Below are 25,545 nucleotides of genomic sequence, written 5' to 3'. Positions count from 1 at the left end.
CTCGGCGCCGGTGAGAAGAGGCTTCAAGGCTTGGGACGGGCCGTCCCGGCGCCGGCGAAGCGCACGGCGGCGACTGCCCCCAGGTACAGCACGGCTACCACCAGCAGCAGCGCCTGATAGCCCGTCACCAGGGCCAGGTACTCGAGCGCGCCCCCGGTCAGCGCGCCCAGCAGGTTCGCGCCGAACGCCGTGGTCGGGTCCGGGGCGTGGGCGAGGCGGTCCGAGAAGATGAGGTTGGCGCAGAAGATGGGGGCGAAGGCCAGGGCGATGGCCGAGGCGAGACGGGCGGGGAACGGCAGCGACAGGACGGCGTCCGTCGGGACCAGCCAGGCTGCTGCGAGGGAGCTGAAGAGGAGAAGCTGCAGCACGATCTGGTTGACCCGCCGCAGCTTGCGCCGGACCTCTACCGCCGCCAGGACCGCCAGGAGCACGCCGATGAAGACGAGGGCGTTGACCAGCCAGGTCGTGCCGAAGTAGAGCGCGAATCCGATCACGTTCTTCGTTTCGAGCAGCATGAAGGCCGCGCCCAGCAGGAACATGTCGGTGTAGCGGAACGTGCTTCGGACGCGGACCCCGGCCAGGCGAACCGACAGGAGTGTCACCAGCAGCATGGCGCCGAGCGCGCCCAGATAGAGCGTGGGAATGCTGCGGTGGAGCAGGTAGGGGAAGGGGTGGTCGTCGGTCGCGGCCCGCGGGACCGCGCCGCTGGGCCTCCAGACCTGCCCGCAGGACTGGTCGGCGGTGGTCATTCCGGCCACCAGCACGGCCGCGTTCCGTTTGAACGTCGTCGCACAGGGGGCGTGGCCGTAGACGTCGTCGAGGGTACCGGCGAAGCGGTCGACCAACCAGCTTTTCCGGTAGTAGTTGTACATGGCGAACGCGCCGTCAGGCGTCAGATGGTCGCGCGCGGCCTCGAACGCCTCCCGGGTGAACAGGTAGCTCTCCAGGCGCAGATTGCTCGCGCCGGCCACCAGCGTCAGCGAGTCCGGCAGTGCCAGGACGATGAGGTCGTACTTGGTGTCCGTCCGCTCGAGGAAGGCCCGGCCGTCGTCGATGTGAACGTGCACCCTGGGGTCGTCGTACGGCTTCGTGGGGTGCAGTTGGGCGCCGATCTGCTGGAGCCGGGGGTCGATCTCGACCGCGTCCACGTGCTCCGCTCCGTACGCGAGTGCGACCGCGACGTCATTACCGTTGCCGGCCCCGATGACCAGCACGCGCTTGTGGGGGTTGTGGGGCGTCTGCTCGTACGCCCGCCGGTAGGGCGAGTTCTCGCGCATCAGCACCGGAAGCGGCGCGGTGCTCTGGTGCGGGACGCCGTTGGCGGAGATGTGGTAGGTCCGGGTCGTGGTCGGTGAGGGTTCGAGCTGGATCTTGTAGTAGGGCGACCAGGAGATGCCGGTCGTCGTCGACTCCGTGAACAGCACGACGACCATCGCCGTCAGGGGGATGCCGTACAGCAGGGTGTGACGCCGGCCGCCGAGGATCAGCAGGGCCACGGCGGCGAGTACGCCCCATACGACCGACGGGGCGCGGAGCCAGGACAGTACGGCGAAGGACACCGAGCCGGTGAGACTGCCGAGCAGGTCGTAGCGGTAGGCATTGAGCGAGGGAAGCCGGCGGAAGAGGTCGGCGGTGATCTTGCCGATCCCCGCCATGATCACCGCGGTCAGCAGGAAGATGACCGGCAGCGTCACCCACTCGGGCAGCCCGGTGGTCTTCACAGCGGTGAAGTAGATGACCTGGCCGCTGCTCTGACGCACCTGCACCGGAAACTCGCGGACCAGGACGACGAGAATCACGAGCGGGATCGGCGTCCAGCGTTTGAGCCAGTGTCCGCGCTCCGCGGGGATCAGGAACCCGATGCCGATGCCGAGGAACGATCCCAGCAGGATGAAGTTCGAGAAGTAGCTGAGGTGGACGACGTTGGCGCCCGCCCATCTGATCAGTGCCAGCTCGACGAAGAGCATGGTGCTGCTGGCCAGCATGAGTCTCAAGCGCACCGATGTTTCGGTTTGCCCGGTTTCGACCCGCTTCATACGCATGCACAGTGCCAGCTTCGGAGCGGCGAGTCGAGGTGCCTTGCCGGTAGTGCTATGCCGCGTCGCGAGGCGGCGACATGGCCCAGCGGATGCCCGCGGTCACGGCCGTGCCGAGCGGGCGGACGCACGGGCCCTCGGCGACGGGGAGCCGTGGCAGCCACAGCGCACGCGAGGCCCAGAGCGGCAGGAGGGAGACGGCGTTGGCGGCGATGACGCCGTACGGGAGGCGGGCGAGGAACGGGACGGGCGGGTTCAGCAGCAGGAAGCGGGCCGAGCTGCGCGCCTCTTTGGTGGCGCGCAGTTCACCGCGGTAGGCGGCCAGGCGCGCGGCGAGTTCAGCGGTGTTCACCGGCGGGTCCGGGACGCCGAGCGCCATGGCGATGCGTGCCATGTCGGCGACGTAGGCGTCGCATCCCTCGCCGTCGAGGGGGTGCGCCCCGTAGCGCTGATGAGCGCGCAGGAAACTGTCGACCTCGGCGATGTGCACCCAGCACAGCAGATGCGGGTCCGCGGCGGAGTAGAACTGACCGTCGGCGGTCGTGCCGCGCACCGTCTCGTGGACGGCTCGTACCCGGTCACAGGCTTCCTGCGCGCTGCGGGCAGGCCCGTAGGTGGTGACGGCCAGAAAGGTACTGGTCCGCTGCAGCCGTCCCCACGGATCTCCGCGGAATCCCGAATGCCCGGCCACGGCGGCCATGGCCAGAGGATGGAGCGACTGGAGCAGCAGGGCCGACAGACCGCCGATGAACATCGCGGCGTCCCCGTGCACCCTCCTGACGGGCCGCTCGGGGCCGAACCAGCGGGGACCGGGTGTGCCGTGAATGCGTGCCCTGTTGCCCGGGCCCTCCGGACCCGCCACGCGGGAGAAGATCTCCCTGCCGAGCCGGTCGCGCAGCGAGGGGCCGCCTTGCGGAAGGAGTCTCCTGGGCATCGCGTCCTCCTGACCAGGGCGACAGAGGGATCAGTCCTCTACCACTTCTTCTGCCCCGGTTCAGCTTTCGGAGGCCTCTTCCGGGCACGGCAGCCGGGTGCGACGGGTGACCGGCTCTACTAGCCTGGACACTGCTCGACGAACGTTCTGCACGCCGGGTGGCTTCGGCGGCCGCCTTGTACCTGGAAGGCCGAGCCGCGCACCAGGGGACGTCACCTCGCCCGCGGTCGAACGACCTAGGTAGGCGGATCATGAGGACACGGCCCGATGGTGGGAGCAGTCGACTGGGGCTGACGAGCACCTCGGTCCTGGCGAGCGGCTTGCTGGCGGTGCTGATCGGTGTGGCGTTCGCCGTCCTGCTGCAGGTCATCGGTGACTCTCGCGGCTTCACGGCTGACGCGAGGGCCTCCCGCGAAGCCATCACGGATGCCGGCACTCTGGAACAGCATCTGATCGACCTGGAAACCGGCCAGCGCGGCTTCGTCATCACCCGGGACGAGGCGTTCCTTCAGCCCTGGCAAGCGGCACGGGAAAGCTATCCGGCCGAGGCGAGGCGGCTCCTGGCGTCGGCGACCTCCCCGGAACAGCGCCGTCTCGCGGGACAGATCAACAGGGACATCGACTCGTTCGTCACGGACTACTCGGTACCGCTGGTCGAGGCGGTTCGGCGGGACGACTCCTCGGCCTCGAGTCCGGCGGTGACCACTGAGGGCAAGCGGCGGGTGGACGCGCTGCGGGCCCGGTTCACCACGTACATCACCGATGAGCGGGCCAAGCTCCAGGAGCGCCAGGACGCCACGGACGCCAGCGCCCAGCGGGCGGTGGTCGTGGCCTGTGCGGGGCTCGCCGGACTGACCGGGCTCATCGTCACGCTCACCGTGTTCCAGCACCGGGCCATCGTGCGGCCGCTGCGGCGCGCGGCCTCGGCGGCCGGGCGGCTGGCGAAGGGCGATCTGGAGGTACGGGTGCCTTCCAGCAGGGTGGCGGAGGTCGCCGCGCTGGCAGCGTCGTTCAACACCATGGCCGCCTCGTTGCAGGACAGCCGTGCGCGGACCGAGGAAGCACGTGAGCGTCTGGAGTTCTTGTACACGCGCCTGGAGCTGCTGTACGGGGCGAGTGTGTCGGTGGGGACCGGGCTGGATGTGGAGCAGACGGCCCGCGAGTTGGCGCGGGTGGCGGTTCCTAGGTTCGCCGACTTCACCACCGTCGACCTGCTGGAACCGGTGCTGCGCGGCGACGAGCCGACCGCCGGCGCCGGCACGCGGCTGCGCCGGGTGGCCGCGGACGGTGTCCGGGGCGATTCCCCCTTGGCGGGTCCGGCGGACCTGCCGGACCCGACCTCGCCCCCGCCCGAGATCCGGGTGCCGCTCTCCGGGCGGGCCAGGCTCGACGCGGACCTGCGGGACAGTACCGAGTGGGCGTCGGAGCAGCCGGAGGCGGCAGCGCGCATCCTCGCGTACGGCATCCACTCCAGGATCAGGACACCGCTGCAGGCCAGAGGGGTGACGGTGGGCACGGTGGATTTCTGGCGCAGCCGACCCGATCCCTTCGGGCCCGACGATGTCGCCTTCGCCGAGGAGCTGGCCGCCAAGGCGGCGGTCGCCGTCGACAACGCGCGCCGGTACACCCGGGAGCGGTCCACCGCGCTGGCCCTGCAGCGTCACCTGCTGCCGCAGCGTCTGCCCTACCAGACGGCCGTGGAGGTGGCCTCCCGCTACCTGCCCGCCTGGACGCGGACCGGGGTCGGCGGTGACTGGTACGACGTGATCCCGCTGTCGGGCAGCCGGGTCGCCCTGGTCGTCGGGGACGTCGTCGGACACGGTCTCCAGGCCTCCGCGGCCATGGGCCGGCTGCGCACCGCCGTGCGCACGCTGGCTGATGTCGACCTGCCGCCCGACGAACTGCTCACCCACCTCGACGACCTCATCCTGCACTTCTCCGAAGGCGAACCCGTGCCCGGCGGAGACGGGGATGACGGAGAGGTGGACGGCTTCGGGTCCTCCGCGGCGGACCTCGGCGCCACCTGCCTGTACGCGGTGTACGACCCGGTCTCCCGCGGCTGCACGCTGGCCACGGCCGGGCACCCGATGCCCGCTGTCCTGGCTCCGGACGGCACGGTGCACGTCGTCTCCGGTCATGTCGGTCCCCCGCTGGGGATCGGCGGCCTCCCCTTCGAAGTCACGCATCTGGAACTGGATGCCGGGAGTGTGCTCGCCCTGTACACCGACGGCCTTGTCGAGGCGCGCCACCGGGACATCGACGCCGGGCTGGCCGAGCTGTGCCTCGCCCTCGCGCAACCCGCGGAATCCCTGGAGGAAGCCTGTGACACCGTGATCGGGTCCCTGCTCACCGACCGGGCGGCCGACGACGTGGCGCTGCTCCTGGCCCGCACCCGCGCTCTGCCGGCGGACCACGTCGCGACGTGGCAGATCCCGGCGGAGCCGGTCCAGGTGGAGCGCGCCCGCAAGCTGGTCGTCGAGCAGCTCGACGCCTGGGGGCTGACGGAGGCGACGTTCGTCATCGAGCTGGTGGTGAGCGAGCTGGTCACCAACGCCATCCGTTACGGGCAACCCCCTATCCAGCTCCGGCTCATCCGCGATCACACGCTGATCTGCGAGGTGTCCGACACCAGCAGCACCGCACCGCATCTCCGGCGCGCCCGGGCCTTCGACGAGGGCGGACGCGGACTGCTCCTCGTCGCCCAGCTCACCCAGGGCTGGGGTACCCGGCAGACGACCACGGGCAAGACCATCTGGTGCGAGCAGGCGCTGCCCCCGCTGTGACAGCGCCAGGGGGGCCGGTCGGGGCACCGAACAGGTGCGTTACATTTTGCTGTTCCTTGACCGCGATCATTCACGATCTCTCACGCTACGGAGCCGCCCACCCATGAGCGACATCGTCAACGGACTTGGCAGGGCCACCGCTTACGGCGGACTGGGACTGGTTCTGCTGGTCCTCGGCATCGTCCTGGTCGACGTGCTCACGCCCGGAAAGCTGGGCCGGCAGATCTGGGAGCAGCGCAACCGCAACGCCGCCATGGTGCTCAGCTCCGCGCTGCTCGGTATCGGTGGCATCGTGTTCACGTCCATCTGGACGACCTACGAGGACTTCGGCAAGGGACTGGTCTCGACCGCCGCGTTCGGGCTGCTGGGTCTGGTGATGATGGCCGTGGCGTTCCTGGTGGTGGACCTGATCACGCCGGGGCGCCTGGGCGCCGCGCTGGTCGAGCCGGAGCCGCACCCCGCGGTGTGGGTGACGGCGTCCTGCAATCTCGCTGTGTCGGCCATCCTGTCGGCGTCCATCGCCTGACGCGGACTTCCCGACGAGCGGGCTTGTCGGCCCCCCTGCTGGACGCGTCCGGCAGGGGGCCGACCCCTACCCGGTCCGTCGGCCGGACCTGGCGTGCTCCCCCGCCGGCCGCGCCAGCATGCCGACGGCCGCGGAGAACAGCCACGGCAGGCGTTGCGCGATGGGGACCAGCGCCGCGCGGGCCGGAAGTGGTCTCGTCGCGCCGAGGAGCGCGTGCGTCAGCCAGCGGTAGCGCCGGGTGAGCTGCCGCCACTCCCTCTCGTAGACCGTCAGGTCACCGTCGGTGATGGCCCGGACCGCGGCGGACGCCTGCGCGAGCGCCAGCGCGACGCCCTCGCCGGTCAGCGCGTCGACGTAGCCGGCGGCATCGCCCACGAGCAGCACCCGGCCGGCTGTGCGCGCGCTCGCGGTCTGGCGGAACGGGCCCGCCCCCCGTACCGGTCCGGCGGGGCCGGCCCCGGCCAGCCGCTCCCTCAGTTCGGGGAAGGCGGCGAGGTGGTCGTCGTAGGGCCGGCGGGCGGTGGTGAGGACCGCGACGCCCACGAGGTCGTCGGCCACCGGGGTCACATAGGCCTCCGCTTCGCGGGACCAGTACACCTCGACGTGATCGCTCCAGGGGGCGAGCGCGTAGTGGCGGCGCAGCCCGTGCCGCGGACGGGCGCGGCGCGGCCGGTTCAGCCCGAGGGCGCGGCGGATCGGCGAGTGCAGTCCGTCGGCCGCCACGAGGTGGTGGGCGCGGGTGCCGTCGACCATCACCCCGTCCCGGTCCTGCGCGACGTGACGGGCGGTGCGCTGGTCGACGCGTACGCCCGCTGCCAGCACCGCCTCGCGCAGCAGCGCGTGCAGCGTCGTGCGGCGCACTCCGCGCCCCGGGCCCGCTCGGAAGTGGGCGTCGACCCGGCGGGGACCCGCGACGTAGCGGATTCCTCGCAGGTCGTGCCCCGGCGGGTGCACGCCCAGTGCCGCCAGGGCGGCGACGGCGCCCGGCATCAGGCCCTCGCCGCACGCCTTGTCGACGATGCCGGCGCGCTGCTCCCAGACGGAGACGTCGAGCCCCGCCCGGGCCGCGTGCAGGGCCGTGGCCAGGCCCGCGGGGCCGCCGCCGACGACGAGCAGATCCATGGATGTCTCCTCAGGCCAGCCGTGCCAGGGCGGCGTCCTCGGCGCGGATGCGGGTGGCGAGCAGGGATCCGTTCAGCGCGGTGAAGACGATCGCCGTGGCCCAGGCCGAGTGCACGAGGGGCAGCGCGAGCCCTTCGACGACGACGGCGACATAGTTCGGATGCGGGATCCAGCGATAGGGTCCGCCGGTCACCCGCGCGGCGCCCGGCACGACGATCACCCGGGTGTTCCACTGCCGGCCCAGGGTGGCGATGCACCACCAGCGCAGCCCTTGCGAGATCGCGACGAGGGCGAGCATGGCCCAGGCCAGGACGGGGACGACGTCCGGCCGGCGCATCCACACCTCCACGAGCGCGCCGCCGAGCAGGCCCGTGTGCAGCACCACCATGAACGGGTAGTGCCCCCGCCCGGACTCCACGCCGCCCTGCGCGAGGCTCCAGGCGGCGTTGCGTTGGGAGACGGCCAGCTCGGCGACCCGCTCCAGGCCCACGGCCAGCACCAGCACGGTGAACAGGGCCTCGCTGCTCACTGCCCACCACCCGGGGCGCGAAGGAGCACGAGTTCGGAACAGAAGCCCGGGCCCATGGCGAGCATGAGCCCGTAGGAGCCGGGCGGGGGCGGGCGGTTGGCGAGGGTGTCCGCCATGACATGCAGCACCGAGGAGGAGGACAGATTGCCGATCCGGCGCAGCGAGTCCCAGGTCACGCTCAACGCGTCCCGCTCGATGCCGAGGGCGTCCTGCAACGCCTCGAGGACCTTCGGGCCGCCGGGATGCGCGACGTACCAGTCGAGATCGCCGCTGGTCAGGCCGTGATCGGCGAGGAAGCGGCGGACGTCGTCGCCGACGTACCGGCGCACCAGGTCCGGGACCGCGGAGTCGAGCACGACTCTGAACCCGCCGGCGCCGATCTCCCAGCCCATCATGCGTTCCGAGTCGGGGTAGAGGCGGCTGCGCGAGGCGAGCACTTCGGGAGCGGCGGGGTCGTCGGACTGTGCGAGGGGGTGCTCGCACCCGACGGCGACCACCGCCGCGGCGCCGTCCCCGAACAGGCCGCTGGCCACGAAGTTGGCGACCGAGGTGTCGTCGCGCTGGAGCGTGAGGGAGCACAGCTCGACGGACATCAGCACCGCCACCGCGTCCGGGCGGCCGCGCAGCAGGTCGTGCAGGCGGGCGACGCCGGCCGCGCCGGCGACGCAGCCGAGGCCGACGAGGGGCAGGCGTACCACGTCGGGGCGCAGGCCGATCTCCGCCGCGACGCGGGCCTCGAGGGAGGGCACGGCCAGGCCGGTCACCGTGCACGAGACGATGTAGTCGACGTCGGCCGGTGTGAGGTCGACGCTCTTGAGCGCGTCGACGACCGCGCGACCGCCGAGTTCGACGCCGGCGCGGATGAAGACGTCGTTCGACTGGCCGAAGTCCTCGATCCGGTCGTACTCCTCCAGCGGGAGCACGGTGTGCCGGGTCTCGACACCCACGTTGCGGTGGAACCGTTCGACGACGCCGCGATCGACCGTGTTCCCGACCAGGGTGGTGGTGACGGACTCGGTGATCTCCTCCTGCCGGTGGCAGTGCTCGGGCAGTGTGCCGCGGACGCTGAGGACGCGCATGGTCATGGTGGCTCCTGGGATCGGGCGGTTGGGGCGGCCGGGCCGGCCCGGCCGGCATGACGTCTGTCGCGCCATCAGCCGGCCGCCAGCAGCGCGACGTCTAGCAGGGCGATGGTCACCGCGGCACGGAAAGGAGCGCGCCCCCGGGCGCACAGCGTGAGCACCGCGAGGACGACCACCAGGGCCAGGGCCATCCATGTCCACGCGGGAGGGGAACCGGCGGGACCGGCCACGGCGAGTACCGAGGCGGCGGTGAGCAGCAGGGCGGCCAGGACGCGCGAGAGGTGTTCGCCGATCCGGTGCGGCAGGCCGCGGACACCGGTGCGTTCGTCGTCGGCGAGGTCGGGCAGCACGTTGAGCAGATGCGCTCCGACGCCGAGTGCGGCGCCTGCGCCGGTCATCCACCATGGCGCCCAGTCCGGGGCCGGGCCGGCGAGGGTGACGACCGAGGGCAACGTCCCGAAGCCGCACGCGTACGGCGCCCAGGACCACGGGGTCGCCTTGAGCCCGAGGTTGTACGCGTGGCCCGCACCGGTGGCGAGGACGACATTGACCAGCGCGCTGCGCCAGCCGACGAGCGCGGACAGCGCGAGAGAGGCGGCTGCGGCCACGACCAGGGCCCGCGCCACCCAGCCGGCCGGGAGAGAGCCGACGGCCAAGGGCTTGTCGGTGCGGCCCACGGCGCGGTCGCGCGGGAGGTCGAGCAGGTCGTTGCCCCAGCCGATGGTGAGCTGGCCGGTGAACACCGCCGCCGCGACGGCGACGGCGTGGAACGGGTGCAGGCCGCCGCGGAGCGCCAGCAGGCCCGTGATGACGGTGACCGCCAGGGCGGGCCCGCCGTGGGCGGCGGCGAGCAGCGCGAGCACACGCGGCGGTCTGTGGCGCGCCGGGGTCGGGTCGGCGGTGCCGGCCGCCTCGGCGGTCACCGGCACCGCCTACCCGCGTCCGGCGCCTGACAGGTCGTCTCGTCGCACACGCCGGGGCCGCCGGGCAGCCTCCGGGCGCAACCGGCGAGGGCGTGCCCGGCCTCGGCCCGTGGGCGGCGTACGAGGGAGCCGATGTGTCCGGTCGACCCGGTGAGCACGATGCGCATGGAGCATCGGTCCCACGTTGCCGGGCCGCTCACACGAGGCGGTCAGGCATCCGGTGGAATCGGCGTGCCCGGAGCGCTAGGCGGCATCGTGGATGACGAGCTTGAACTCGGCGAGGGTCAGGAGGCGGGAGGCGGCGTCGTTGTGTGTCACGCGGAGTGCGATCGGGGTGCCCGGGGCGACGAAGATGCCGTGGTTCTTGACGTAGTACTGGCCTCCGGGTGTCGGCGTGCGGTGCTCGGTCGCCGTGGTGTCGTTGGGTGTGGGCGTCAGGCCCAGCGGGTCACGGACGTACTGGTCGCGCAGCTCGGTGTAGCCGCCCGCGCCACTGGCGGATTCCCACTGGATCATCGCGTGCAGATGGCCCCAGCCGGCCTTGGACGGCCAGATCAGGCCGCTGCGGTCGTCTGTCGCCCAGTTGCTCACGACGTAGCCGTCCGGCTGGACGGCCTGGTGCATCTCGAATCCGTCCGATGCCTCCGCCGTGCCGAAGGGGAACCGCACGATCTTGTACGTGGTTCCCGGCGCGATCAGCTGAGGGGTGTCGACCTTGAGAGAGCAGACGTGAACTCCGGCCACAACGCCACCTTCCTTCGACTTGGTTCAGCTCTGCCCGCCGTCGGCCGACGGCATGCCCGCGCCGGCGGCCCGGAGTTTTCCTCTCTCCCCCGGAGTCACTCCTCGTCGTGGAGCCGGGCCGCCAACGACGTCAGCGGCTCGGCCCCCTCGGTGTGGCCGGCGCGGTCAGGCGGGAGACCGCCGCGTCGAGGCGGGTGAGGGCGGGGGGCGGGGCGTTCCAGGTAGATGCCCTCCACGGCACCCGCGAGGCGGACGCACTCGGCCCATTCCTCTGCCCGGTCCTCCTCCGGTCCCGGCTCGCCGAGCAGGGCGAGGGAGTCGGCGTTCTGCTGCTGGGCCCGGAGGCGGGCGAGTTCGCGCAGGCAGTTGCTGAGCCGCTCGTAGCGCGGGGGCCGGGCGTGGGCGGCGCGTGCCTGGTCGGCGGCTTCGCGGGCCCGGCCGAACTCGCCCGACTCGGCAGGGTTTTCACCGGTACATCACGGGACCGGTAGGCCGTACGGCGGGCCCTATCTGCCGTCACGAGCCCCCGAGCGACGTCACGACGAAGTCGTCGAGCCCGCCGAACACACTCATGACCGGGTGAAGATCCTGTCCTGGGTGTTGCCGGTGGAGCACAGCTTCTTCTCTTCGGCCGTCATCTTGCGGGACTTGACCACGACCGCGCTGTGTTTGCCGTCCGTGCCGTTCGGAGCCGGGCCGGTGACCACGTCGGGGACGAACCAGTAGTAGTGGCCCCACTTGGGGTCGTCGTAGTGGGTCTGCCAGGTGCCGGATATCCGCCGCATCACCTGGGCGCGGGAGATCCAGCCCACTTCTCCCGGCTTCACGTTCACGGTGAAGGAACTCGTCTCCGTGTGGGAGCTCTGCCATGTGTAGTTGTACGTCGCGGTGACACTGGCCGTGATGATGCCTTCGATGCCTCCGCCGACGGTGACCGAGCCTCCCACCGAATGGGAGGAGCCGACGGTGTCGGCCCATGACATCGACTGGGCGGCGGGCGAGTCGGTGCAGTTGAAGAGCAGGTCGGACACCTGACGCGGCTCACCGAGGTACGCCTGGCCGAGCTCAGGGGAGTTGAAGGAGCACTTGCCCTCTCCGGAAGCGCAGTCGGCCATGATCTGCTCCGCGGTGGGCTGCTCCTCGGCCGCGGCGGGCACGGCCGTCGCGATCACCCCGAGGGCCGTCGCCGTCAACGCCAGCGTGCGTCCGCCGTACCGCAGGGTGTGATTCATCGTCATTTCGTTGGTGCCTCTCACCATCGCATGGGGGACAGTGACCACACCCTCCTGTTACGAGAGGGTCCGAAGTCACCGCGTGGTGCCAATGAGGCTCACGTAAACCGCAGTTCATCTACACCAAGGAACAGTAAAGTTGTAATTGATTTCCAGAAATAGTGAACAGTCAACTTCACTATTGCTGCGGCCACTTGCACCGCGAGCCGGTTGCGGTGCAGGTGGCCGTGGAGCCATGACGGGCAATCAGGTCAATTGAGCGGGTCGAGAGTGAGATAGGCCTGGCGTGGGCTGCCGTCGTGCACGAGTGACTCGTGGTGGCCCACGTCGTCGAAGGCGAATGCGTAGGCCTTGCCATCGGCCGTCTGCGCGTGGATCTTGCGGGCGTAGTGGTTGGTGACGTTGTCCTTGTAGAAGGCGTCTGCGCCGGCGTCCGGCTGGTTGGGGTTGACGAGCAGCGTGGAGCGGTTGAAGCCGGCGCACAGGGTGCGTGAGATCGGGCCGCGGATCAGGTCGTTCGGCGCGTCCAGCCTCCTGTGACAACCGAAGATCGACGCGGCGTCCGGCTTGTCGAAGCGGGTGACGGTGGCGCCCGCGCCGTTGGTGAAGTTCATGACGCCGCCGGAGACCCGGCCGTAGTACTTGGTGCCGGGCTGGTCGGCGAACGGCGTGACCGTCAGAGTGGAGGTGGAGTACTTCCGCCAGACGCGGTTGATGTAGTCGTCCATGACGGTGGCCGGCAGTGCGCCGGTCTCCAGTCCGTACAGGGGCGACAGGGCGCGCAGTACGGTGCCGTCGGACCGGGTCTGGATCAGGTTGGCCCAGCCTCCGGGCTGTCCCCTGAGGGCGTTGAAGAAGCCGTTGTATCCGCCGGGCTTGAGCCGACCGGTGCTCGCGGTGCTTCCGTCGGCTCGCTGCACACCTACCGCGTAAGGCGCGGAGAACATGTCGACCTGTGTGCTGTTGATCCACAGGCCCGAGTCGTTGAGTGTGTACTCCGACCAGTTGAACAGGATGTTCCGGTTGGGGTCGGCCGGGTTCTGCACGGCGGGCTGGACCAGGCCTCCGGTGGTCAGCTTGAACACCAGTTTCTGACCGTAGGAGAAGTACACGCGGCCGGAGAACTTCGGCATGCGGATCGTCGTCGACTGGCCTGCTGCCGGGCCCTGGATCGATGCGTCGGGGGCGGGGGTCGGCGGATTCCCGCCCGCCGGCCAGGGGTGGAAGGTGCCGCTCGCGTCGGCCCAGCCCTGCCGTCCGGTCGACAGTTCCGTGCCGAGGTTGTAGATGTACACCTGTTCGCCACGGGCCGAGTTGTTGGTGATCTTCAGCGGGATCGTCGCCGGGACGGCGGCGCGGGCCGGCGCGGCGACTCCGGTTGCGAGCAATGAGCCGCTCAGGACCGTCGCGAGGGACAGTCCGACGGCCGCAGCCCGGCGTCTGAGGGTCCGTAACATGCTCTTTCTCCGTTCGACAGAGGGCCGATGCGGGAAGTTTGAGAGCGCTCTCAGAGCGTGCCGTGTTGGTACGGACCTGTCAATGAGTCGAGACGAATGGTCTGGCTCCCGCTGGTGGTCGGCGGGCAGGTCCGTGACACCGCCCGCGAGGTGCGCCGGATCGGGGCGCACCTCGGGGTGGCGACACGGACCGGGGTCAGCCCTCGAGCGCCCTGCCGGTCTCGTCGCGCAGGAGGGCGACGTAGTCACGGGTCCAGCCCTCGATCGTGGTGCGGTCCCAGAGGTCGGCCGAGTACTCCACGAAGCCCTGGAGCTGGTCCCCGGCCGGGACGAGGCCGAAGGTGAGTTCCGTGCGGGACGCGGCCGGGGCGAGATCCTCGATGGCCGTGGTCAGTCCGGGCAGTTCGATCTCGGCGTCCAGGGAGCTCTGGTACGCGAAGCCGACGTCCAGTCGGTCCGGCACGGCCACCCCCGTGCGCTCCTGCAGCGCGGGGGCGATCAGGCGTACCGGCATGGCCCGGTCCATGCACTCCACCGCCGTGCGGGCGATGCGGTCCGTCAGGCCGGCGAAGGAACCGGCGGCTCCGTCGCGCACGGGCAGCGCGAAGCCGGTGATCGTGCAGGCCAGCAGGGATTCGAACGCGCGGCGTTCGCGGTTGGCGTAGGAGATGTTGAACACGACGTCGGTCTGTCCGGACTTCTGCGCGAGCAGCCGGCCCAGGGCCGCCGCCGTGACCACGAAGGGCGTCGTGCCCCGTTGCCGCGCCAACCGCTCCACGGCTGTCCGCACGTCGGCCGGCACGGTGAACATCACGGCACCGCCCCGGCCACTCGGCTTCTCGGGCCGCGGGCGGTCCAGGGGCAGGTCGACGTTGAACGGCACTCCGTCGAGTTCGCGCAGCCAGAACCGCAGCTTGCGTTCGTCGGCGGCCTTGTCCGCCTGGCCCCGCTGCCAGTGGGCGTACTCCACGGGCTGGCACTGCACGGGCGGCAGGGTGTGGGGTTCGCCCCGCACGGCAGCGCCGTAGAGGGCGGCCAGTTCCTTCAGCAGCAGGCTGACGGACCAGCCGTCGCAGGCGGAGTGGTGCAGGACGAGGAGCAGGACCCAGGTGCTCTCACCGGTGCGCAGGAGGCGCACGGCCATGGGCGTTTCGCGGGCGGGGTCGACCGGTGTTTCGGCGGCCGCCGTGCCGGCCTTGTCCAGGGCTGTCTGCCGCTCCCCGGCGGGCCGTGCGGTGAGGTCCTCGATCGGCAGCTCCACCGCACCGGGCCGGAGGACCTGCTGCTCCCAGCCGTCCCCGCTGGGCACGAGACGGGTCCGCAGTCCCTCGTGCCGCTCGACGAGGCCGGTCAGGGCCGTGCGCAGGGCCGCCACGTCCAGCTTTCCGGAGAGGGTGACCCGCAGGGCGACGTTGAAGACCTGGGGCAGGAGGTGTTCGGCGTGCACCGCGGCGAAACGGGACTGCTGAGCGGTGGCGGGTGCCCGGCGTTCCACCGAGCCGGGTCCTTCGTCGGACTCGGATTGCGGGCCCGGCGGCATCTCGCCCGCTGCCAGGGCCAGTTGGGCCGTCATGGCCCGTAGGGTCGGTTCCTGGTAGAAGTTCAGCATCGGGTACTCGGTGCCGAACTCCTCACGGACCTGGTTGACCAGCCGCATCGCGGTGATCGAGTGGCCGCCCAGGTCGAAGAAGGAGGCGTCGGCCGCGATGCCGTCCGCGTCGATGCCGAACTCGTCCGCCCACAGCCGCCGTACGCGCCGCTCGACGTCCGTGCGATGACCGGCCTCCGGGGCGTCGTCGCCGGTGGTGCCCGGCCTGGGGCTGGGGGCGGTGGTGACGAGGTCGGGCGTCGGCAGCGCGGATCGGTCCAGCTTGCCGTTGCCCGTCATGGGAAGGTCCGGCAGGACCCGCCAGGCACGCGGTACCAGGTATTCCGGCAGCCGGGCCGCCAGTTCCTCGGCCACGAGGTCGGCGAACGCCTGCCGGTCGTCGGCTTCCGAGCCGATCGGGTCGGCGGGGACGGCGTAGGCCGCGAGGTAGGCCTCGCCGCGGTCGTTGCGGCGGGCCAGTACGGCCGCCTCGCGCACCCCGTCCAGGGCGTTGAGCACGCGGGAGACCTCTTCCGGCTCGACCCGGAAGCCCCGGATCTTCACCTGGTCGTCGGCCCGGCCGCAGAACTCCAGCGTCCCGTCACCCCTCCAGCGGACCAGGTCGCCGGTGCGGTACCGGCGGGCGTCCGGGCCGCCGAGCGGATCCGGCAGGAAGCGCTCCTGTGTGAGTTCGGGGCGGTGCAGATAGCCGAGGGCCAGGCCGGGGCCTCCGACGTACAACTCCCCCACCGTGCCGACGGGCACCGGGGTGCCGGACGCGTCGAGCACGCTCAGTCTCACGTTGTCGACCGGGCGCCCGAGCGCGATCGCGGCGGCGGGGTCCTCGCCCTGCGGGGGCACGGTGTGCGTGGTGCACAGCACGGTGACCTCGGTGGGCCCGTACACGTTCACCGTCTCGTACGGCGCCTCGGGCCGCGGCCGGGTGCGCAGCACATCGCCGCCGAGCAGCAGGTGACGCAGGGGCGGCTGGTCGGCCGGGGGCAGGCGAAGCACTTGTTCGCCGAGGGCGGTGGGCAGGATCGAGAAGGTGATTCCCTGCTCGGCGTACCACCGGGCCAGGGACCGCGGATCCCTGCGCAGTTCCTCGTCGGCGATGACGATCGACGCTCCCGCGGTCAGCGCCGGCCAGATCTCCAGGAGCGAGGCGTCGAAGCTCTGGCTGCACACGACGGCGCTGCGATCGGCCTGGGTGAAGGCGAAACGCCGGTGCTGCCATGCGCAGAGGTCGACGACGCCGCGGTGTGGCACCACGACGCCCTTGGGCGTGCCGGTGCTGCCCGAGGTGTAGAGGACGCAGCACGGGGACCGGTCGTCGGGGGTGGACGGGACGCTCTGCCGGCGCGGTGCGGTCGCGTCCGGCGGTACGACGGTCACATGCCCGGGAAGCCTCAGGGCCGCCGCCTCTTCGCGCGTCGACACCAGCGTCCCGGCCCCGCACTCGGCGATGACCTGCTCGGCGCGCGCCCGGCCGAGGGAGGGGTCGAGCGGGACGTAGGCGCGGCCCGTCTTCAGCACGGCGAGCATGGCGACGACGAGGTCGGCGGAGCGCGGCAGCCACAGGGCCACCGTCCCCGCCTGGTCGCCGCCCGTCGTGTGCCGGGCTTGCAGGGCGGAGGCCAACTGCTCGGCCCGATCGTCCAGTTCCCGGTAGGTCAGCCGGGAGTTTCCGCTGAGCACCGCGGTGCTGTTCGGCTGCGCGGAGGCCTGTCGGGCGAAGAGGGCGTGGACGGTGGTGTCCACCGAGGGGCGGGAAGGGCCGTGCTGCCAGGACCGCGGTACGGGGTCGCCCTCGGCCGCCGTGTCGACGGCGGTGGCGGCGAGCTGGGACAGGGCTGCCTCGGGGGTGTCGACCGCCGCCGTGAGCAGGTCCTGGAAAGCCTCGAAGAACCGGTCGACGGTGTGCTGGTCGAACAGGTCGGTGTTGTACTCCAGATGGCAGCGGATGCCGTGCGGCTGGTCGGTGAAGTAGACGGTGAGGTCCGTGAGGGACTTGTCCGGGCCGGCGTCCAGGGGGGTGGCCTCGATGCCGGGCAGGTCGAAGCGGAACGGTTCGGCGCGCTGGAACTCGGCGAAGGCCTGGAACACCGGCGTCCGGTCGACCGCCCTGGTCGGGGCGAGCTCGCGCACCACCGTCTCGAAGGGGACCCGCGCGTGGTCGTAGGCGTCGAGGGCGACCGTGCGCACGCGCTCCAGCAGCGCGGAGAACGCGGGGTCTCCGGAGAGGTCGAGGCGCAGCGCGAGGGTGTTCACGAAGAAGCCGAGCAAGTGCTCGGCCCGCTCGGGACGGTCCGAGATCGGAGTGCCGACGACGATGTCCGTCTGTCCGGTGATCCGGTGCAGCATCGTCGCGTATCCGGCGAGCAGGGTCATGAACAGGGTGCTGCGACGGGTGCGGCTCAACTCGCGCAGGCGACGGGAGAGTTCCGGGTCGAGGGTGTGGAAGAGCGCCCGGCCGTTGGAGGTCATCGTGGCGGGGCGCGGCCGGTCGGCCGGCAGCGCCAGGACGGGCAGCTCGCCGCCGAGGGTGCGGCGCCAGTAGGCCAGGTCCTCCTCCGCCTCGGGGCTGTTCGCGGATGCCGCCAGTTCCCGGGCGTGGTCGGCGTAGCTCCAGGTGAGGGCCGGGAGGTCAGGGGCGGTGGACTCGCGTTCGGCCCGGTAGAGGGCGGACAGGTCACGGGCGAGAACGGTGGCGGAGGCCGCGTCGACCACGATGTGGTGCAGGGACAGCACGAGGACGTGCTCCGCCTCGGCGAGCCTGACCAGCCGGGTGACGAACAGCGGTCCGTCCGCCAGGTCGAACCGGCGTGCGCTCTCGGCCGCGAGGACGTCCTGGAGCGCGCCGTCCACGATCTCGAAGTCGGGCTCAGCGGACGCCCGCACGACCTGCCGGGGCTCCCCTCCGGCTTCGACGAAGACGGTACGCAGCCCCTCGTGACGGGCGACGAGTCCGCGCAGTGCCGCGTGCAGAGCGGGTACGTCGAGTGGGCCGTCGAGGCGGATGGCCTTGACCTCGTTGTAGGCGGTACGTCCCGGCAGGAGCCGCTCCAGGAACCAGATCCGTTCCTGGCCGGGCGACAACGGCGCGCCACTGGGAGCGGAGGGAGCCGGTTCCCGGTAGTGGCGCCGCAGGGCGTCCAGGCGCGGCAGGCCGCCGCGCAGCGCGTCCTGCGCGACGCCGAAGTCGACGAGGGCGACGATCTCGTCGGCGCCGGCCGCCGTCACCGCGTCCACCACCGGCCGCACGCTGTCCACCGTGCCGATCAGGGCCCGCTGATCGCAGTAGCGGCCGTAGGCGCGGCGGAACACGGCATCCAGGTCGTCCTCGCTCAGGTCGGCCAGGTCGATGCTGTGCCCGAGACTGTTGGTGACGCCGCTGAACACGGACAGGGACGCGCGCATATAGCGGGACAGCGGTTCGTACGCCTCGGTCCGCGCGGAGTCGTGGTCCTCCGCGAGGTAGGTGTGCAGCAGGACGGCCACGCGCCCGGCGTCCGGGTCCAGGCCGTGTGAGGCCCGGGTGCGCCGGTAGAGGGCGATGTTGTCCCGGAGCTGTTCGACGGTCTGGGTCATCAGGTTGGTGACGATGCCCAGGTCGTGGCGGGCGGCGAGTTCGTATGACGCGGGATTGCCGACCACCGCGGTGTACATGGGCGGTGCGTCCTGCACCGGCCGGGGGAAGAGCCGTACCTCGGCCTCGCCGTCCCCGCCGGCCCGGCGCACGGCGTCGCCGCGCCAGAACTTCCTTACCTCTTCCAGCTGTTCGTACATCAGCTCCTTGTGCCGGCCGAAGCGGTCGGGGAAGAAGACGAAGTCGTTGGCGCTCCAGCCGCTGGCGACACCGATACCCACGCGCCCTCCGGAGAGGTTGTCGACCATCGACCACTCCTCGGCGACCCGGATGGGGTCGTGGAGGGGCAGGACGACGGAGCCCGCGTTGAGCCGGATGCGTTCGGTCTCGCGGGACAGCGCGGCGGCGAGCACCGCCGGGTTGGGGAAGAGGCCGCCGAAGGAGTGGAAGTGCCGCTCAGGCATCCACAGCGAGTGAAAGCCGTGCCGGTCGGCGAACCGGGCGACGTCCATGAGGAGTTCGTACTGGCCCTGGCGGGGTGCCGAGGTGTCCTGTGGGTAGTCGCCGAAGAAGTAGACGCTGAAGTCTGGCGTGCGCGGAACGACTTCCTTCGCGGGTGCCGTGCGAGGTGCGGTGACTGCCGCGGCGTTCCAGGCCATGGCGGCCACAGGGGCAGCTGCCGGGGCGGTCGTGGCGGGTGCCGGTTTCGGCGGTGCCGGTTTCGGCGGTGCTGTCTTCGGCGCCACGGGCCGCGTCCCCGGGAAGAAGCCCGCCGACCGCAGTTCGCGCAGCGATTCCCGTACGGCGTCGGCGATGAACTCGATGTCGCCGTCCGAGTGGGCGGTGGACAGGAAGAAGTTGCGCCACTCCCACACGTGCACGCCGCGCAGCATCAGGTGGTGGTAGAGCAACTCCATGTCGGCGCGGTGCTCGAAGCGGAACTGTGAGCCGAAGTGGCTCATCCGCAGCGGGTATTCCTCTGCCTCGAAGAAGTCGTTCAGCGTCGCGGCCAGTTCGGCGGTCCGCGCGTTGAGGCGCTCCTGGAGACGCGGGCTGTGCTCCTTGAGGTGGGTCAGTACGGCGCGGGCGGCGACCATCGACACCGGGTGCTGGATGTACGTACCGCCGAAGAAGGTGGTGTCGGCGGGCGGGTAGCTGTCGTCGCCGTAGGACCAGTAGCCTCCGTCGACGCCGTCCATGATGTCGGCGCGGCCCGCGATGGCACCGATGGGGAAGCCACCGCCGAGGAGCTTGCCGTAGGTGGCGAGGTCCGGGGTCACTCCGTACAGCTCCTGCGCGCCGCGCGGGGCGGGGCGGAAGCCGGTCAGCATCTCGTCGAAGAGCAGCACGATGCCGTGGCGGCGGGTCAGCTCCCGCAGCCTGCGCACGAACTCGACCGGCTGGAGCTGGGGGTGCCGGCTCTGCACCGGCTCCACGACGACCGCGGCGATGTCGCCGGCGTTCCGGGCGATCGTCTCCAGGGCGGCCTCGCTGCCGTAGTCGAGGACCAGCAGATCGGAGACGGCGGCCTGCGGGATGCCTCGGGAGACGGGCACGGTGATCTGGTCGGTACCGCTGTTCGAGGACCGGCCCAGGACGTTGTCGGCGTGCCCGTGGTACGCGCCCAGGAACGAGACGATCTTGTCGCGGCCGGTGGCGGCGCGGGCGAGGCGGATGGCCGCCGAGTTCGCCTCCGTACCGGAGTTGGCGAAGGCCACCCGCTCCAGCCCGGTGAGGTCGGCGAGGAGTTCCGCCGCCTCGCCGGTCTCGATGGTGCGGGGGCCGAGCTGGATGCCCCGGGACAGGTGCTCGCGCACAGCCTCGGTGACGAAGTCGGGCTCGTGGCCGAAGAGCAGGACGCCGAAGCCCATGGTGATGTCGACGTACTCGTTGCCGTCGACGTCCTCGAGCCGTGCCCCGCTCGCCCGGCGGCCGGCGATGGGGTACAGCATCTCCTTCGTGCCGCTGCGGAAGCCGACGACCGCACGGCTGTCGGCCAGGACGCGGCGGTAGCGCTGGGCGATCCGCTTGGAGGTCGGCGTTCTGGCGGTGTAGCGGCGTACGAGGTCGGTCAGGTGCTCCTGCTGGGTGTGCGGCGAGACGTCCTGGACCATGCCGGAGGACTTCGCGACCGTCACACGGGGCCCGTGGACCGGCGGCTGCGCGGCTGGAGCGGCGGCCCCGCCCATCTGCTCGGCGATGCGCTGCGACAGTTCGGTCATCGCCGCCAGGTCCTGGTCCAGCGCGGCGGATATGCCGTTCAGCCCGGTCACTTGGCCACCTTGCCGTTGAGCCGCTCCGTCACCGAGGCGGTCTGGAGGGCGAGCAGCTGGGAGAGCTGGGACATCATCTGCAGCTGTATCTGGGACATCTGCTGGATCTTGTGGGCGAGGTCCTCCAGCTCCTCGCGGGTCGCGTACTCGGGAGCGGAGGCAGGGACCACGGAGGCAGGGACGGGCTCCGGAGTCGGTGCCGGTGCGACGGGCTCTGGAGCCGGTGCAGGCGCGACGGGATCCGGTGCCGGTGCGACGGGATCCGGTGCCGGTGCCGGTGTCACAGGCTGTGCCGGCTCGGTCCTCCGGACCGGGGATTCGGTCGGCGCTGTCCCGGTCGCGTCCGGCATGTGGGCGACGATGAACTCCGCCAGCCGACGCGGCGTGCCCGTCTCCTCGAGCAGTTGTCTCATCGTCACCTTGACGTGGTGCGCTTGCTCCAGCTCCCGCAGCACACTGATCATCTGCAGCGAGTCGGCGCCGAGGTCGAAGAAGTTCGCGTCGCCGACGATCGCCGACGGATCCCCGCCGAGGTGCCGGGCGGTCGCCTCGACGATGCTCTGGAGTACCCGTGCGACCGCTGCCTCTTGCTGCACCACTTCGGTTCCCTTTCTCGCTGCTGTTCTCGTACTCAGGGGCGTCGACCGGTGCCCCGTCCAGTGGTCCTTGTGCTGGAATCGGTATCCGGGCAGCGGGATGCGTCTGCCCCCGCTGCCCGCCAGGAGCGCGTCCCAGCCGACGTCCGCTCCGGCGCAGTGCAGTCCCGCCGCCGCACCCCAGAGGGCGCCGAGTCCGGTGCCGCGCCGCAGGGACGGCAGCGCCGGTACGTCGGGCAGCGCCCGGCGGGCCAGGCCGCTGAGGGTGGTGTGCGGCCCGATCTCGAGCAGGACGCCGGGCGACTCGGTGCCGATACCGCGCAACGCCTCGTCGTAGCGGACGGGCTCGCGGGTATGGCGTATGAAGTAGTCCGTGTCGGGGGCCCAGCCGGGCAGGCGGGTCGCACCGTCCAGGGAGCTGACGAAGGGGATGCGCACCGGCCGGAGGTCCACGTCGTCGAGGACCTTTGCGAACTCCGCCAGCATCGGTTCCATCAAGGCGGTGTGGAAGGCGCGGGTCACCGGCAGCCGCTGCCCCGGAGTGCCGCGTTCGTCCAGCAGCGCGCACGCCCGGTCGACGGCTGTGACGGGCCCGGCGAGCACCTGGGTCCGGTCTCCGTTGGTCACGGCCGGCTCCAGTCCCGGAACCTCGTCGGCCAGGGCGAGGGCGGCCGCCCGGTCGATCGGCGCCGCCACCATCGCGCCCGGTGCGCAGCGCTGCCGCATCAGCCGGCCTCGTTCGGCGGTGAGGCGCAGACCGTCCGCCAGGGACAGAGTTCCGGCCGCGTACAGCGCGGCGTACTCTCCGACGCTGTGCCCGGTCACGGCGTGTGGTTCGACGCCGGCGTCGCGCCACAGCCGGACGAGGGCGCACTGCAGGGCGAACAGCGCGGGCTGCGCGGTGTCCGTGCCCCCGAGCGGCCCCTCCCCCGGTACGTCCGCCGGGTCGGCCGTCCGCAGTGCGGCGAGCAGGGAGTCGCCGGTGAGGTCGCGGTAGTGCTGCTCACAGGTGTCGAACACGTCGCGTACCGTGGGGTAACGCGCGTAGAGGGCGTCGGCCATTCCGGGGTACTGGCTGCCCTGCCCGGTGAACTGGAACGCCATGCGCGGGGTGCCCTCCCCGGATGCCGTCCCCGTGGTGACCGCCGCAGGGGCGGTTCCGGCGAGCCAGGCGTCGAGGGCCTCGGCCAGGGCTGCCGGGGTGGAGCCGCGGACCGCGAGGCGGTGACGGCTGTGGACGCGGCCGAGAGCGGCGGTGGTGACGAGGTCCGCCAGGTGCGGTGCGGGCGGCCGCCGTAACCGGTCGCGGAAGGCGCGGGCGTTGTCCGCGAGGGCCTCCCGGCTGCTCCCCGACACCAGCAGCACATCCGGCGGCGCGGCGTCACCGGTCCTGGGCGCCGGCTCGGGGGCCTGTTCCAGGATCAGATGGACGTTGGTGCCGCCCACGCCGAGTGAGGTGAGGCCCGCGCGCCGGGGGACGTCACTCTTCGGCCAGGGCCGGGCGGCCCGGGGGACGTAGAAGGGACTGTGGTCGAAGTCGATGAGGGGGTTGGGTGCGCTGAAGTTCGCCATCGGCGGGATGACACCGTGGCGCAGGACCAGCAGGGCTTTGACGAGGCCTGCGAGTCCGGAGGCGGCGTCGAGGTGGCCGATGTTGGCCTTGGTCGAGCCCAGGGCGCAGTAGCCGTCGCGGTCGGTGTCCTCGCGGTAGGCGCCGACCGCGCCGTCGAACTCGATCGGGTCGCCCTTGAGCGTGCCGGTGCCGTGGGTCTCCAGGTAGCCGATGGTGTCCGCGCCGACGCCGGCGCGCCGCAGGGCCTGGCGGACGGCAGCGCGCTGGCCCCGGGCGCTCGGGGCGGTGAACGCCTTCTTGTCCGCGCCGTCGTTGCTGATGCCCCAGCCGCGGACGACGCCGTGGACGGTGTCGCCGTCGGCGACCGCCCGCGCCAGCCGCTTCAGGACCACGGCCAGGACGCCCGTGCCTCCCACGGTGCCGTCGGCGCCGGCGTCGAAGGCGCGCAGACGGCCGGATCGGGACAGGATCGAGCCCTTGACGTAGCGGTATCCCAGGACCTGCGGCACGTGGACGGCGGTGGCGCCGACGAGGGCGATGTCGCAGTCCCCCATGAGCAGCGACTGTGCGGCCGACTGCACGCCGACCAGCGAACTGCTGCAACCCGTCTGGACGTTGACTGCGGGGCCGGTGAGACCCAGCCGGTAGGCGACCCGGGTGGCGGTGAAGTCGGCGTAGTTGCCGACCGTGACCTGCATGCCCGACGTCCAGTCGGGCACCGGAGCGCTGGGCAGGACGTTGTTGAGCAGGTAGTTCTGCATGGTGTACAGGTGGTAGCCGGTGCTGGCGTAGACGCCGACGCGGGTGCCGTCCCGTTCGTCCGGGTAGCCGGCGTTCTCCAGGGCGTGCTGGGCGCATTCCAGGAACATGCGGTGCTGCGGGTCGGTGAGCTGTGCCTCGCGGGGGCTCATCGCGAAGTGCTGGGCGTCGAAGCCGGCGATGTCGTCGAGGAGCCCGGAGGCGCCGACGAAGTCCTCCGCCTCGTACTCCTCGGCAGGCACACCGGCAGCGGCGAGTTCCTCGTCGGTGAAGCGGGTGATGCAGTCCGTGCCGTCCCGGATGATCCGCCAGAAGTCCTCGGGCGTGTCGGCGCCGGGCAGCCGGAAGGCCATGCCGACGACGGCCATCCGCGGGTCGGGTTCGCTGGTGCTCATCAGCCGCGTCCCTCCGTCACCGTCGGTTGGTCACGGCCGGCGGGTTCCTCCGCGGGCGGGGCTGGGGCTCTCCTGCCCCGGCGCAAGAGCCAGCCGAGGAGGATCAGGCACAGGACGATCGCAAGGCCGTGGAAGGCACCCACCACCTGCAGCGGCGAGAAGGCCTCCAGGAGCGCGCCGCTGACGAGCATGCCGAGCCCGAACCCGAAGTTCTCCACCGAGGCGGTGAGCCCGAAGAGGCGGCCGCGCTGCTCGTCGGGGGCGGTCTGCAGCCTCGACACGTAGACGATCTCGGTGAACCCGTCGGCGGCTCCGGCGACGAGCGCGGCGATGACGGCGGGGACGGTCGGCAGCCCGCTGAAGACCACGATGAAGCCGGCCGACATCACAACGGCGCCGAGTGCGAACGCCCGCTCCCCCGGGGTCTGTCCGGACTTCTTGGTGACCCGCCCGATCACCTGCTGGGCGACGATGTTGCCGATGGCCCAGGTGGCCCAGAACTGGCTGATGAACGTGGCCGGATGGTCGGGGTCCAGGCCGCTGGAGTAGATGGGGAGGGCGACGTTGTGGGACGAGGAGCCCAGCCCGTCGACCGCCCGGATGGCGACCATCGCCATGAGTACCGGTGCGGTGCCCAGCAGCATCCGGGCCGTCCAGCGCGCCGCGCCGGAGTCCTTCGCCGAGCCGGCGCCCGCGGCGTCGGGGACCGACCTGGTGCGGACGGGCAGCAGGAAGAGCATGGTCGCGGAGACCAGGAAGGTCGCGGCGTCCAGCGCGAACGCCGCGGAGTAGCCGAGTTGCGCCACGACCACGCCCGATGAGGCGAAGCCGGCGATCATGGCGAGCGAACGTCCGGTCACGAGCAGCCCGTTGGCCCGGACGCGGTGCTCCGCGCCGACGATCTCGGGGATGCTGCTGCGCAGGGCCACCTGGGAGAGCGTCGAGCAGCCGCCCGTGACCACGGCCAGGACGTACAGCAGACCGGGACGAATCCCGTCCGGGGCGAGCAGCAGCGACAGCAGGGCCACGGCCTGGCACAGGTCGGCGCCGACCATCAGGCGCTTGCGGTCGTAGGCCGAGACGAGCCGGCCGCTCACCCAGCCCGACACCACACTGGTCGCCAGGCGTACGGCCATGAAGAGGCCGGCGGCCAGCGCGCTGCCGGTGGCGTCGTAGACGAAGACGTTCAGCGCCACCATGTTCAGGTAACTGCCGTACGCCGAGATGCCGTTGCCCAGAACGAGCAGACGGAAGTACCTCATGCACCTTCCTCGGGTCTGCATCAAGGGTGTGAAGGGTGTGAGACCGGGATCGCCTGGCCCACCCGCTCAGTGGCGGTGCGGGATCCAGGCGGACGGAAGGGGCCGGTGAGGTCGCCCGTCGTACGGCGTGTTCATGCCCCGC

Annotated in this window: 14 protein-coding genes and 1 pseudogene; 2 read left to right on the top strand and 13 right to left on the bottom strand. The window is 71.4% G+C overall.

Annotated elements, in window-relative coordinates; translation table 11 throughout:
- Positions 1-23: 23 nt before the first annotated feature.
- Entirely contained in the window at positions 24-1,985 is a 1,962-nt protein-coding gene (locus OG542_RS39830; RefSeq protein ID WP_328417635.1) for a spermine/spermidine synthase domain-containing protein, read from the bottom strand.
- Positions 1,986-2,091: 106 nt separating this feature from the next.
- Complete coding sequence (locus tag OG542_RS39825; RefSeq protein WP_328417633.1) at positions 2,092-2,970, bottom strand: oxygenase MpaB family protein; 879 nt, start codon at positions 2,968-2,970, stop codon at positions 2,092-2,094.
- A gap of 251 nt (positions 2,971-3,221) precedes the next feature.
- On the opposite strand from OG542_RS39825, the gene OG542_RS39820 reads away from it, so the two are divergent.
- Complete coding sequence (locus OG542_RS39820) at positions 3,222-5,753, top strand: SpoIIE family protein phosphatase (RefSeq protein ID WP_328417631.1); 2,532 nt, start codon at positions 3,222-3,224, stop codon at positions 5,751-5,753.
- Between the two features lie 103 nt (positions 5,754-5,856).
- Positions 5,857-6,279: a DUF350 domain-containing protein gene (locus OG542_RS39815; RefSeq protein ID WP_184598941.1), complete on the top strand. Its 423-nt coding sequence runs from the start codon at positions 5,857-5,859 to the stop codon at positions 6,277-6,279.
- A 66-nt stretch (positions 6,280-6,345) separates the two neighbouring features.
- On the opposite strand, the gene OG542_RS39810 is transcribed toward OG542_RS39815, so the two are convergent.
- The 11 genes and pseudogenes from OG542_RS39810 to OG542_RS39760 all read right to left on the bottom strand — a co-directional run bounded on the left by OG542_RS39810 (position 6,346) and on the right by OG542_RS39760 (position 25,403).
- Complete coding sequence (locus OG542_RS39810) at positions 6,346-7,401, bottom strand: NAD(P)/FAD-dependent oxidoreductase (RefSeq protein ID WP_328417629.1); 1,056 nt, start codon at positions 7,399-7,401, stop codon at positions 6,346-6,348.
- Between the two features lie 10 nt (positions 7,402-7,411).
- On the bottom strand, positions 7,412-7,930 hold the full coding sequence (locus OG542_RS39805) for an isoprenylcysteine carboxyl methyltransferase family protein (RefSeq protein ID WP_328417627.1): 519 nt from the start codon (positions 7,928-7,930) through the stop codon (positions 7,412-7,414).
- Entirely contained in the window at positions 7,927-9,015 is a 1,089-nt protein-coding gene (locus OG542_RS39800; RefSeq protein ID WP_328417625.1) for a type III polyketide synthase, read from the bottom strand. The genes OG542_RS39805 and OG542_RS39800 overlap by 4 nt, the downstream gene beginning before the upstream one ends.
- Positions 9,016-9,083: 68 nt before the next feature.
- Positions 9,084-9,935 carry a UbiA family prenyltransferase gene (locus OG542_RS39795; RefSeq protein WP_328417623.1) on the bottom strand — a complete coding sequence of 284 codons (852 nt, stop codon included), beginning with the start codon at positions 9,933-9,935 and terminating at the stop codon, positions 9,084-9,086.
- 243 nt (positions 9,936-10,178) lie between these two features.
- Positions 10,179-10,679, bottom strand: a complete 501-nt coding sequence (locus OG542_RS39790) for a hypothetical protein (protein WP_328417621.1) — start codon at positions 10,677-10,679, stop codon at positions 10,179-10,181.
- Between the two features lie 95 nt (positions 10,680-10,774).
- Positions 10,775-11,134, bottom strand: a pseudogene (locus OG542_RS39785) (hypothetical protein); the annotation flags it as partial.
- A 114-nt stretch (positions 11,135-11,248) separates the two neighbouring features.
- A complete protein-coding gene (locus OG542_RS39780; RefSeq protein WP_328417619.1) occupies positions 11,249-11,917 on the bottom strand; it encodes a hypothetical protein in 669 nt (222 codons plus the stop codon).
- A 245-nt stretch (positions 11,918-12,162) separates the two neighbouring features.
- A complete protein-coding gene (locus tag OG542_RS39775) occupies positions 12,163-13,368 on the bottom strand; it encodes a glycoside hydrolase family 64 protein (RefSeq protein WP_328417617.1) in 1,206 nt (401 codons plus the stop codon).
- A 196-nt stretch (positions 13,369-13,564) separates the two neighbouring features.
- Positions 13,565-20,767 carry a MupA/Atu3671 family FMN-dependent luciferase-like monooxygenase gene (locus OG542_RS39770; RefSeq protein WP_408057886.1) on the bottom strand — a complete coding sequence of 2,401 codons (7,203 nt, stop codon included), beginning with the start codon at positions 20,765-20,767 and terminating at the stop codon, positions 13,565-13,567.
- A gap of 47 nt (positions 20,768-20,814) precedes the next feature.
- Positions 20,815-24,141, bottom strand: a complete 3,327-nt coding sequence (locus OG542_RS39765) for a type I polyketide synthase (RefSeq protein ID WP_328417613.1) — start codon at positions 24,139-24,141, stop codon at positions 20,815-20,817.
- Positions 24,141-25,403, bottom strand: a complete 1,263-nt coding sequence (locus OG542_RS39760) for an MFS transporter (RefSeq protein WP_328417611.1) — start codon at positions 25,401-25,403, stop codon at positions 24,141-24,143. The genes OG542_RS39765 and OG542_RS39760 overlap by 1 nt, the downstream gene beginning before the upstream one ends.
- Positions 25,404-25,545: the final 142 nt, after the last annotated feature.

The sequence above is a fragment of the Streptomyces violaceus genome, assembly GCF_036014075.1.
GTDB lineage: Bacteria > Actinomycetota > Actinomycetes > Streptomycetales > Streptomycetaceae > Streptomyces > Streptomyces violaceus.
Note: the sequence above shows the minus strand (reverse complement) of the source record. Positions and strands in the feature narration are given on the sequence as shown.

Bases quoted from the DNA above. Each gene is read 5' to 3' on its own strand.
- OG542_RS39830 (WP_328417635.1), bottom strand. From the start codon at position 1,985: ATGCTGGCCAGCAGCACCATGCTCTTCGTCGAGCTGGCACTGATCAGA.
- OG542_RS39825 (WP_328417633.1), bottom strand. From the start codon at position 2,970: ATGCCCAGGAGACTCCTTCCGCAAGGCGGCCCCTCGCTGCGCGACCGG.
- OG542_RS39820 (WP_328417631.1), top strand. From the start codon at position 3,222: ATGAGGACACGGCCCGATGGTGGGAGCAGTCGACTGGGGCTGACGAGC.
- OG542_RS39815 (WP_184598941.1), top strand. From the start codon at position 5,857: ATGAGCGACATCGTCAACGGACTTGGCAGGGCCACCGCTTACGGCGGA.
- OG542_RS39810 (WP_328417629.1), bottom strand. From the start codon at position 7,401: ATGGATCTGCTCGTCGTCGGCGGCGGCCCCGCGGGCCTGGCCACGGCC.
- OG542_RS39800 (WP_328417625.1), bottom strand. From the start codon at position 9,015: ATGACCATGCGCGTCCTCAGCGTCCGCGGCACACTGCCCGAGCACTGC.
- OG542_RS39780 (WP_328417619.1), bottom strand. From the start codon at position 11,917: ATGACGATGAATCACACCCTGCGGTACGGCGGACGCACGCTGGCGTTG.
- OG542_RS39775 (WP_328417617.1), bottom strand. From the start codon at position 13,368: ATGTTACGGACCCTCAGACGCCGGGCTGCGGCCGTCGGACTGTCCCTC.
- OG542_RS39770 (WP_408057886.1), bottom strand. From the start codon at position 20,767: ATGACCGAACTGTCGCAGCGCATCGCCGAGCAGATGGGCGGGGCCGCC.
- OG542_RS39765 (WP_328417613.1), bottom strand. From the start codon at position 24,141: ATGAGCACCAGCGAACCCGACCCGCGGATGGCCGTCGTCGGCATGGCC.
- OG542_RS39760 (WP_328417611.1), bottom strand. From the start codon at position 25,403: ATGAGGTACTTCCGTCTGCTCGTTCTGGGCAACGGCATCTCGGCGTAC.